The organism is Microbacterium sp. 13-71-7 (genome assembly GCF_002257455.1).
Lineage (GTDB): Bacteria > Actinomycetota > Actinomycetes > Actinomycetales > Microbacteriaceae > Microbacterium.
This window is the reverse complement of the sequence record NZ_NCKN01000156.1, coordinates 1-9,885: the sequence shown is the minus strand read 5'-3', so window position 1 is coordinate 9,885 and position 9,885 is coordinate 1. Positions and strand designations below refer to the sequence as shown.

Sequence of the window (9,885 nt, the reverse complement as noted above, 5' to 3'; positions counted from 1 at the left end):
GCTCGCGGCGGTCGCCCTGCTCGTCGCGATCTTCAAGGCGCGTCCCAGCCCGTTCTACATCCTGGACGAGGTCGAGGCGGCGCTCGACGACGCCAATCTCGGCCGACTGCTGACGGTGTTCGAGCAGCTGCGCGCGAGTTCGCAGCTGCTCGTCATCACGCACCAGAAGCGCACCATGGAGATCGCCGACGCGCTCTACGGCGTCTCGATGCGCCAGGACGGCGTGTCCGCGGTGGTCGGACAGCGGGTCGGGGATCGCGCGGCCGCTGCCGTCTGAGCCGAGACCGCGCACAGCGGGTTGCGCGCCGTCGGCGAACACGCCGGGTTCGCAGGGCTGCTCCCCGTAGGCTGGTGCCATGGCGGAGAAGTCCTGGTCCCTCGGTCGCGCGCTGCGCGGCATGTTCGTCAAGCCCACGATCGACGAAGAGACCTGGGACGATCTCGAGACGGCCCTCCTCACGGCCGACTTCGGTCCCGACATCACAGAGCGCCTGGTCGACGAGCTGCGCGCCAAGGTCGACAAGTACCGCACGACGGATCCCAAGGATCTACAGCGGATGCTGCGGGAGACCCTGGAGGAGCACTTCGCGAAGTTCGACACCACGCTCAAGCTCACCGAGCGTCCCGCGGTCGTCCTCGTCGTCGGCGTGAACGGCGTCGGCAAGACCACCACGATCGGCAAGTTCACGAAGTTCCTGCGCGGCTACCAGCGCTCGGTCGTGGTCGGCGCCGCCGACACGTTCCGCGCCGCCGCCGTCGAACAGCTGGCCACGTGGGCGCAGCGTGCGGGCGCGGCGATCGTGCGTCCGCAGCAGCACGGGCAGGATCCGGCGTCCGTCGCGTTCCAGACCGTGGACTACGCCAAGCGCGAGGGCACGGAGATCGTGATCATCGACACCGCAGGACGCCTGCACACCAAGGGCGGGCTGATGGACGAGCTGTCCAAGATCCGTCGTGTCGTGGAGAAGCAGGCGCCGATCAGCGAGGTGCTGCTCGTGCTCGATGCGACGACGGGCCAGAACGGCGTCATGCAGGCGGAGGCGTTCCTCGAGCACGCGGGTGTGACGGGGCTCGTTCTCACCAAGCTCGACGGCTCCGCGAAGGGCGGTTTCGTGCTCGCCGTGCAGGAGCGGACCGGCATCCCGGTGAAGCTCCTGGGCCAGGGCGAGGGCATCGACGACCTCACCGGCTTCACGCCGCACGTGTTCGTGCAGGCGCTCGTCGGCGCCTGATTCCATGACGATGACGAACCGGTCCGCGGCACGCGCGCGACGGACTACCGCCTCGCGCGCAAGGCTGGTTTTATAGCCGTATGGCGATCGAACACGACTTCTTCGGACTGCTGTCCTCGGGACCGGACGGATCGATCTTCTGGTCCGAGACGGTGGAGTTCGGCGACCACGCGCTCACCGTGGATCTGACCGCGCCCGACCAGGAGGACGTGTCCCGGGAGTCGCTCGACATCGCCGCCGCCTTCGTCTCGGGGCTCGAGGCCATCGACGACAAGGCGCGCCGCGGGATGCTCGCCGAGGTCGACGACCGCACGAGCGAGGTGACCGAGTACATCCTGCAGCAGCAGGAGGAGTACGGCGACGAGCTCGAGGAGTACCTCGTCGACGTGAGCGGTGACGCCGCGGTCGACATCATCCGCTCGCTGCAGCTGATGAGCATGACGCTGCTCGTGGACGAGCACGGCGGCAGCGAACCCTTCGCGGTGCTCGAGTACGCGCTCGACGCCGATGGCGCCGACGATGTGCTGCTGGTGAACTTCGGATCCGACGGCTCCGTGCTGTCGGTCATGAGCGCCGACTGAACGTCCTTCGTCTCGTCGCTGCGCTCCTCGCTCAGGAACCGGCGTACGAACTAACGGTCCCTGAGCGAGCGGAGCGAGACGAAGGGCCGTCCGGCGATCCGCGTCTCAGACGGCCTGGGCGAAGCCGAGGTCTGCGCTGGCGGCGATGTGCGCCAGGTGCGGCGGGATCTCGCGGCCCTTCGACGCCATGGACTGCGCCCACAGCCGGCCGGCGCGGTAGGACGAGCGCACCAGCGGGCCGGCGAGCACGCCGAGGAACCCGATCCGCTCTGCCTCCTCCTTGAACGCGACGAACTCGTCGGGCTTCACCCAGCGCGACACCGGAAGGTGGCGGGGCGTGGGGCGGAGGTACTGCGTGATCGTGATGATGTCGCAGCCCGCATCGTGCAGGTCCTGGAGCGCCTGCACGACCTCTTCCGGCTCCTCGCCCATGCCGAGGATGAGGTTCGACTTCGTGATGAGCCCCGCCTCGTGCCCCTGCGTGATGACGTTGAGCGAGCGCTCGTATTTGAACGCCGGACGGATCCGCTTGAAGATGCGCGGCACGGTCTCGACGTTGTGCGCGAAGACCTCGGGGCGGGCGTCGAAGATCTGCCCCAGGAAGGCCGGATCCGCGTTGTGCTCGTTCGCGAGCAGCTCGACCCCGGTGTTCGGGTTGAGCTCGTGGATCTTGCGCACCGTCTCGGCGTTCAGCCACGCGCCGGTGTCGGGGAGGTCGTCGCGGGCGACGCTCGTGACCGTCGCGTAGCGCAGGCCCATCTGCTGCACGCTCTCCGCCACGCGGCGCGGCTCGTCGGTGTCGTAGTCCGCGGGCTTGCCGGTATCGATCTGGCAGAAGTCGCAGCGGCGCGTGCACTGCGATCCGCCGATGAGGAACGTCGCCTCCTTGTCCTCCCAGCATTCGAAGATGTTGGGGCAGCCGGCCTCCTGGCACACGGTGTGCAGGCCCTCGTCCTTCACGAGCGAGTGCAGGGCCTTGTACTCCGGCCCCATCCTCGCCTTGGTCTTGATCCACTCCGGCTTGCGCTCGATCGGGGTCTCCGCGTTGCGGATCTCCAGGCGCAGCAGCTTGCGGCCCTCCGGTGCGGCGCTCACGCGGCAACCTCCGTGGCGTACTCGGCGGTGAACGCCGTCGCGACCGCGTCGACGATGTCGGCGGGGGAGACCTCGCGGCCGATCACCTCGCTCACGGTGGTGACGCCGGCGTCGGTGATGCCGCAGGGGATGATGCCGCGGAAGCCCGAGAGGGTGTTGTCGCAGTTGATCGCGAAGCCGTGCATCGTGACCCCCTGCTGCACTCGTACGCCGATCGCCGCGACCTTGTCCTCGCTGAGCGGCCGGCGCACCCACACGCCGCTGCGTCCGTCGATCTGGTATCCGTCCACGCCCAGGGGGCGCAGCACGTCGATCAGCAGGCGCTCCAGCCGGCGGACATGGGCGACCACGTCCATGGGTTCGGGCAGGCGCACGATCGGATAGCCCACGAGCTGCCCGGGGCCGTGCCACGTGATCTTCCCGCCGCGGTCGACGTCGACCACGGGTGTGCCGTCCTGGGGACGCTCCTGAGGCTCGGTGCGCTTGCCGGCCGTATAGACCGCCTCGTGCTCGAGGAGCAGCAGCGTGTCGGGGCGGGTGCCGGCCGCGACCTCGGCGTGGACGCGCCGCTGCAGATCCCAGCCGTCGAGGTAGGGGACGAACTCGGGGGCGAGGCCCACCGTCTGGATGTCGAGCATGCCGATCCTTCTGGTCGAGTTGTTGTATGCGGTTCAATAATAGGGCCGAATCGGCGGGGTGCGCGCATCGCGATACGGTGTCGTGGTGACCACCCCTGCCCGCGGCGTCGGCCGCCCCCGGGTCTCCTCGCGCGAGACGATCGCCGAGGCGGCCTGCGAGCTGTTCCTGGAATCCGGGTACGAGGGCACGTCGATCGCCGGCATCGCGCAGCGCGCCGGCGTGAGCAGGTCGAGCTTCTTCAACTACTTCTCCTCCAAGAGCGATGTCCTGTGGTCCGGGTTCGACGAGCGTCTCGATCGCGCGGTCGCGGCTCTCGCCACCCCGGGTGCCGGCGCCGACTCGGCCGGGATCGAGGCGGTGCTCGCCGCGATCCTGGAGGGGCTGGAGCCGGATCCGCTGGCTCTCGCCTTCGGCAACGCGCAGGCCATGGGCCTCGCGGAGGAGTTACAGCGCGAGTCCGCTCTGCGGCAGGGAAGGCTCGCCACGGCGCTGTCGGAGGCCGCGCGCGGCGCGGGCGTGGAGCGCATCAGGGCGGACGTGCTCGGCGCCGCCTATGCCGTCGTCGTGTTGTCGTCGCTGCGCGTCTGGGCCGAGGGCGGGGCGGGCCACGGATCGCCGCTCGCGCAGCTTCAGCACGCGCTGCCGCGCATCGCAGATCTGCACTGGGGCTGACGCGCCGCGGATCGGGGATCCGCTCGCGTAGAATTGCAGCACCATGGCTACATTTGGCACGCTTTCCGATCGGCTCACCGAGACCTTCCGCAATCTGCGCACGAAGGGCAAGCTGACCGCCGCCGACGTCGACGGCACCGTCCGCGAGATCCGACGCGCCCTGCTCGACGCCGACGTCGCGCTGCCCGTCGTCAAGGACTTCACCGCGAAGGTGCGCGAGCGCGCCCTGGGCGACGAGGTCAACAAGGCGCTGAACCCCGCGCAGCAGGTCGTGCAGATCGTCAACGAGGAACTCATCGCGATCCTCGGCGGCGAGCAGCGCCGCCTCGAGTTCGCGAAGAACCCGCCGACCGTCATCATGCTCGCCGGCCTCCAGGGATCCGGAAAGACGACCTTCGCGGGCAAGCTCGCCAAGCAGCTGCAGGGCGAGGGGCACACGCCCCTCCTCGTCGCCGCCGACCTGCAGCGCCCGAACGCGGTGACCCAGCTCACCGTCGTGGCGGAGCAGGCGGGCGCGACCATCTACGCGCCCGAGCCGGGCAACGGCGTCGGCGACCCGGTGCGGGTGTCCCGCGACGGCGTCGAGCACGCCCGCCGTCAGCAGCACGACATCGTCATCATCGACACCGCGGGACGCCTCGGCGTGGACGCGGAGCTCATGAAGCAGGCCGCGGACATCCGCGCCGCCGTGGATCCGGACGAGGTCCTGTTCGTCATCGACGCGATGATCGGTCAGGATGCTGTCAACACCGCGAAGGCGTTCCAGGACGGCGTGGACTTCACCGGCGTGGTGCTCTCCAAGCTCGACGGCGACGCCCGCGGCGGCGCCGCGCTCTCGGTCGCCTCGGTCACCGGGCGCCCGATCATGTTCGCGTCCACCGGCGAGGGCCTCGACGACCTCGAGCCGTTCCACCCCGACCGCATGGCGAGCCGGATCCTCGACCTCGGCGACATCCTCACCCTCATCGAGCAGGCGCAGAACGCGTTCGACGAAGCTGAAGCGCTCAAGGTCGCTGAGAAGCTTGCGACCGAGACCTTCACGCTCGAGGACTTCCTCGAGCAGATGCAGCAGCTCAAGAAGATGGGCTCGATGAAGAAGATGCTCGGGATGCTCCCGGGCATGGGCCAGATGAAGCAGCAGCTCGAGGACTTCGACGAGCGCGAGATCGATCGCACCGAGGCGATCATCCGCTCGATGACGCCGGGGGAGCGCCGCAACCCCAAGGTTCTGAACGGCTCGCGACGCCTCCGCATCGCGCGCGGCTCCGGCATGACCGTGACCGATGTGAACCAGCTCGTGCAGCGGTTCGAGCAGGCCGCGAAGATGATGAAGACCGTCGCCCGCGGCGGCACCCCGAACATCCCCGGCATGGGCGCGATGCCCGGCATGGGCCGCCCTGGGGCGTCCTCGAAGCGCGGCAAGAAGGCGAAGGGCTCTGGTTCCCGTTCGGGCAACCCGGCCAAGCGCGCCGCCGAGAACGCCGGACTCGCCACCGGGCAGTCGGCGACCGGATCCGGATTCGGTCTGGGCGGGCAGCCGGCGCCCAGCGAAGCAGACATGGCCGAGATCCAGAAGCTCTTCGGCAAGAACTGACGTCGTCCCCACGGGGCGCCGCGGCCGCATCGGCCCGGCGCCCCGTGGCGTATCAGGGCACCGACGACGGCGAACATCGGACGTTTCCGGGTGCGCTCCTCGACGCGCCGGGGGCGAACCTCGCGTTTCGACACTAAAGCGTTATAGCCTGGGCGCGGCTTCGCGTCGCCGATCACGGGGGCGCGGATCCGCCACGCAACGGAGCGCAACCTGGAGGGTGCACATGGCTGACCTGAATCGCAGAACATTCCTGACCGTCGGGGGTGTCGGACTGGCAGCGCTGCTGGCCGGTGCGCCCGGCGTCGCCGCGGCGGCGGTTCGTCCGGCCGCAGGAACCGGTTCCGCCGGAACCGGCTCCGCCGCCCCTGTCCCGGCGTCCGGGGGCACACCGCCCGGCCCGTACACGTTTGGCTGGGCGGCCGACGACCTGCTCGCCTTCGATCCGGGCACGACGCCGTGGGCCCGGCACCTGCGCTGCCTGATCCCGCGGGCGCCGCGGATCGCGCCCTTCGCCGCGACCCAGGCGCATCCGGATCTCGACCCCGCCGTGCAGCTGTCCACCCTCACGATCGACGATGCGGGGAGCATCTACGAGGGCCACAACCAGGCGATCGGCCTGGAGGCGCAGGTGTACACCCAGCGGTACTGGTCCTACATCGACATCTGGGGCACCTGGCATGGACAGGTCAAGGGATCGGCGCCCATCGAGATGGTGGACGGACAGCGCGCACCCGGACGCCCGTACGGCGTCATCGACATCCCCAACCCCGGCTGGACCGAGGCGGCGCACAAGAACGGCGCCCGGTCGATCGGAGGCTGGTTCTGGCCCCGGCCCGTCGACTTCGACGCCTTCCTCGTGCAGGCCGGCGACGGGTCCTTCCCCGTTGCGGACAAGATGATCGAGATCCGCGCCTACTTCGGCTTCGACGGGCTGTTCATCAATCAGGAGGGCAGCGTCAGCGCGGCGCAGATCAAGAAGTTCCAGGACTTCCTGCGCTACCTCAAGCGCAGGGATCCGGATTTCTACCTGCAGGGCTACGACTCGGCGGACTTCGACAGCGGCGAGGTCAGCTACGAGAACAGGCTGAGCGAGAACAACCTGCGCTGGCTGGGCACGCCGGACGCGCCGATCTACGATTCCCTGTTCATGAACTACTGGTGGCAGGCGACGACCGGCGGCGCGGACCGCGACCTCAGCAAGAGCGCCGCGTCGGCCGTCGCCGCAGGACGCGATCCGCGCGTCGTCGGATTCGCGGGCGTCGAGCACCAGAAGGGCGGGTTCCGGCCGGAAGAGGACTTCGGCAGCGTCGCCGGGCCAGGCCGGCCCGCGCCGACCTCGGTCGCGCTGTTCGTGGACTCGCAGATCTGGCTGAACGGATCGTGGGACGGCGCCACGTCGACCGTGGAGGGGCGCGCGACGTATCGGGATCTGGAGCAGCGGTTCTGGTCCGGGCCGACGGGGAACCCAGGGACATCGGGGCGGCTCGAGCCCCGCACGCCCCCGTATCGCACCGACACGCTGAACTATCGGCAGTGGGACGGGATCGCGCACTGGATCACCGAGCGCTCGCCCTACGGCACGCTGCCGATCGCGACCGACTTCAACGTCGGCGTCGGATCCGCCTTCTTCCTCGAGGGCACGAAGGTGCGCGACAGAGGCTGGGACAACATGGGCTGCGCGGATCGGGCGCTGACCTGGCAGTTCTGGACCGAGGGCGATGTCGTCGTCTCACTGGACGAGTCCACCAGCTACGGCAGCGGGCACAGCCTTGCGCTGCGCGGCGGGGGAGTGATCCACCTGTTCAAGACCGATCTGACGGCCGACAAGGCGATCGCCGTGGAGATCCGGGCGCAGGGCGTATCGGCGATCGATCTCGGGGTCACCTGGCAGGACGCGCCGTCGGAGATCGACTGGCAGCCGCTCACGAAGACGGATCCGGCCGGCTGGGACGGCTGGACGGGCGGAGTGAACGCGCGCGGTCGGCGCGTCGCGCGGATCTCCCTGCGGACGAGCGGTGACGGTCGCATCGGCCGGGTGTCGCTGCGGGAGGCCGGGAAGCCGCTCAAGCCCGCGACGCCGACGGGCTTCCAGGTCGCCGATGCGGGCGATGCCGGGGACGGGAAGCGGCATCTGACGTTCGGCTGGGACCTCCAGTCCGATGCCGTCGGCTACGACGTGCTGCAGATCGGTGCTTCCGGCACGAGCTGGCTGGGACGGGTGCACCGGGACGTGTTCTTCGCGGAGGCGGTGGATCTCGCCGGAGGACGCCAGTTCCAGCTCGTCGCCTTCGGCGGCGACCTGCACCGCAGCGCCCCGGTCAAGGCGGTGCTGACCGTCTGATCCGCGGCCCGGTGCGCGCCGGCCGGGACGCAAGAAGGCGGGTCCGGAGGGGAATGCCCTCCGGACCCGCCTTCTTCGTGCGTCAGGTCACTTCACGTCGTCGTCGACCCAGTCCATCGACTTCGTGACGGCCTTGCGCCACAGCCGCAGCTGACGGTCGCGCTCGGCGGCGTCCATCGTGGGCTCCCAGCGGCGGTCCTCCTGCCAGTTGGCGGAGAGGTCGTCTAGCCCGCTCCAGAATCCGACGGCGAGGCCGGCCGCGTAGGCGGCGCCCAGTGCGGTCGTCTCGGCGACCACGGGGCGCACCACCGGCACGCCGAGCACATCGGCCTGGAACTGCATGAGCGCGTCGTTCGCGACCATGCCGCCGTCGACCTTGAGCTCGGTGAGGTCGACGCCGGCGTCGGCGTTGACCGCGTCGAGCACGTCGCGGGTCTGGAACGCGACGGCCTCGAGCGCCGCGCGCGCGATGTGGTTCTTGTTCGCGTAGCGGGTGAGCCCCACGATCGCACCACGGGCGTCCGGCCGCCAGTACGGCGCGAACAGGCCGGAGAATGCGGGCACGATGTACACGCCGCCGTTGTCCTCGACCTGGCGGGCCAGCTCCTCCACCTCGGGGGCGGAGTCGATGATGCCGAGCTGGTCGCGCAGCCACTGGATGAGGGATCCGGTCACGGCGATCGAGCCCTCGAGCGCGTAGTGCGTCGGCCCGTCGCCGAGCTTGTAGCCGACGGTGGTGAGCAGCCCGTTCTTCGAGTGGACGATCTCCTCGCCCGTGTTGAAGATCAGGAAGCAGCCCGTGCCGTAGGTGTTCTTGCTCTCGCCGGTGTTGAACGCCGCCTGGCCGAAGGTGGCCGCCTGCTGGTCACCGAGGATGCCCGCGATCGGGGTCTCCCGCAGCAGCGAGGAGTCCTCTGCCGCGCCGTAGACCTCGGAGGAGGAGCGGATCGACGGCATCATCGACTTCGGCACGCCGAACGCGTCGAGGATGTCGTCGCGCCACTGCAGCGTCTCGAGGTCCATGAACATCGTGCGCGAGGCGTTGGTGACGTCGGTCGCGTGCACGCCGCCGTCCACGCCGCCCGTGAGGTTCCAGAGGACCCAGCTGTCGGTGGTGCCGAAGAGCAGGTCGCCGGCCTCCGCCTTGGCGCGCGCACCCTCGACGTTCTCGAGGATCCACGCGATTTGGTGCCGGAGAAGTAGGTCGCCAGCGGCAGGCCGACGATCTCCTTGAACCGCTCGACGCCGCCCTCGGCCGCCAGGCGGTCGACGATCGGCTGCGTGCGGGTGTCCTGCCAGACGATCGCGTTGTAGACCGGCTTGCCGGTGGTCTTGTCCCAGACCACCGCGGTCTCGCGCTGGTTCGTGATGCCGACCGCGGCGATGTCGTGGCGCGTCAGATCGGCGCGGCTGAGGGCCAGGCCGATGACCTCCTGGACGTTGGCCCAGATCTCCGACGCGTCGTGCTCGACCCAGCCGGCCTGCGGCAGGATCTGCTCGTGCTCCTTCTGACCGGTGGCGATGATGCTGCCCTTGCGGTCGAAGATGATGGCGCGACTCGACGTCGTGCCCTGGTCGATCGCGATGACGTAATCAGCCATGTGCAGTTCTCCTTTGAATAGCGGTTTGGGTTACTTTGCGAGGTGCAGCAGCACCGGCGAGAGCAGCGCGGCGATGGTGCCGCCGAGGAGCGGGCCGACGACCGGCACCCAGGAGTACGACCAGTCGCTC

Annotated in this window: 8 protein-coding genes and 1 pseudogene; 6 read left to right on the top strand and 3 right to left on the bottom strand. The window is 69.5% G+C overall.

The window, feature by feature from the left end; all coding sequences use genetic code 11:
• From B7X32_RS14355 to B7X32_RS14345, 3 genes are all read left to right on the top strand, one after another.
• Positions 1-277 (top strand): AAA family ATPase (locus B7X32_RS14355; RefSeq protein ID WP_292720914.1); only part of this gene is annotated, 277 nt, incomplete at its 5' end.
• A 79-nt stretch (positions 278-356) separates the two neighbouring features.
• Positions 357-1,232: a signal recognition particle-docking protein FtsY gene (gene ftsY, locus B7X32_RS14350; RefSeq protein WP_292720913.1), complete on the top strand. Its 876-nt coding sequence runs from the start codon at positions 357-359 to the stop codon at positions 1,230-1,232.
• An 80-nt stretch (positions 1,233-1,312) separates the two neighbouring features.
• Complete coding sequence (locus B7X32_RS14345; protein WP_292720911.1) at positions 1,313-1,813, top strand: DUF2004 domain-containing protein; 501 nt, start codon at positions 1,313-1,315, stop codon at positions 1,811-1,813.
• Between the two features lie 105 nt (positions 1,814-1,918).
• On the opposite strand, the gene lipA is transcribed toward B7X32_RS14345, so the two are convergent.
• The gene (gene lipA, locus B7X32_RS14340; protein ID WP_045273251.1) at positions 1,919-2,908 is read right to left on the bottom strand and encodes a lipoyl synthase; all 990 of its coding nucleotides are present in this window, start codon (positions 2,906-2,908) and stop codon (positions 1,919-1,921) included.
• A complete protein-coding gene (gene lipB / locus B7X32_RS14335; protein WP_292720907.1) occupies positions 2,905-3,546 on the bottom strand; it encodes a lipoyl(octanoyl) transferase LipB in 642 nt (213 codons plus the stop codon). Before lipB ends, lipA begins: the two co-directional genes overlap by 4 nt.
• An 85-nt stretch (positions 3,547-3,631) precedes the next feature.
• Between lipB and B7X32_RS14330 the strand changes: the two genes are divergently transcribed.
• The 3 genes from B7X32_RS14330 (at position 3,632) to B7X32_RS14320 (ending at position 8,154) form a co-directional block, all read left to right on the top strand.
• On the top strand, positions 3,632-4,219 hold the full coding sequence (locus tag B7X32_RS14330; RefSeq protein WP_292720905.1) for a TetR/AcrR family transcriptional regulator: 588 nt from the start codon (positions 3,632-3,634) through the stop codon (positions 4,217-4,219).
• A gap of 43 nt (positions 4,220-4,262) precedes the next feature.
• Entirely contained in the window at positions 4,263-5,813 is a 1,551-nt protein-coding gene (gene ffh, locus B7X32_RS14325) for a signal recognition particle protein (protein ID WP_292720903.1), read from the top strand.
• Between the two features lie 223 nt (positions 5,814-6,036).
• Entirely contained in the window at positions 6,037-8,154 is a 2,118-nt protein-coding gene (locus B7X32_RS14320; protein ID WP_292720901.1) for a hypothetical protein, read from the top strand.
• Between the two features lie 87 nt (positions 8,155-8,241).
• Here B7X32_RS14320 and glpK read toward each other — a convergent pair.
• Positions 8,242-9,755, bottom strand: a pseudogene (gene glpK / locus B7X32_RS14315) (glycerol kinase GlpK).
• Positions 9,756-9,885 lie beyond the last annotated feature (130 nt).

Bases quoted from the DNA above. Each gene is read 5' to 3' on its own strand.
- lipB (WP_292720907.1), bottom strand. From the start codon at position 3,546: ATGCTCGACATCCAGACGGTGGGCCTCGCCCCCGAGTTCGTCCCCTAC.
- ftsY (WP_292720913.1), top strand. From the start codon at position 357: ATGGCGGAGAAGTCCTGGTCCCTCGGTCGCGCGCTGCGCGGCATGTTC.
- B7X32_RS14320 (WP_292720901.1), top strand. From the start codon at position 6,037: ATGGCTGACCTGAATCGCAGAACATTCCTGACCGTCGGGGGTGTCGGA.
- ffh (WP_292720903.1), top strand. From the start codon at position 4,263: ATGGCTACATTTGGCACGCTTTCCGATCGGCTCACCGAGACCTTCCGC.
- B7X32_RS14345 (WP_292720911.1), top strand. From the start codon at position 1,313: ATGGCGATCGAACACGACTTCTTCGGACTGCTGTCCTCGGGACCGGAC.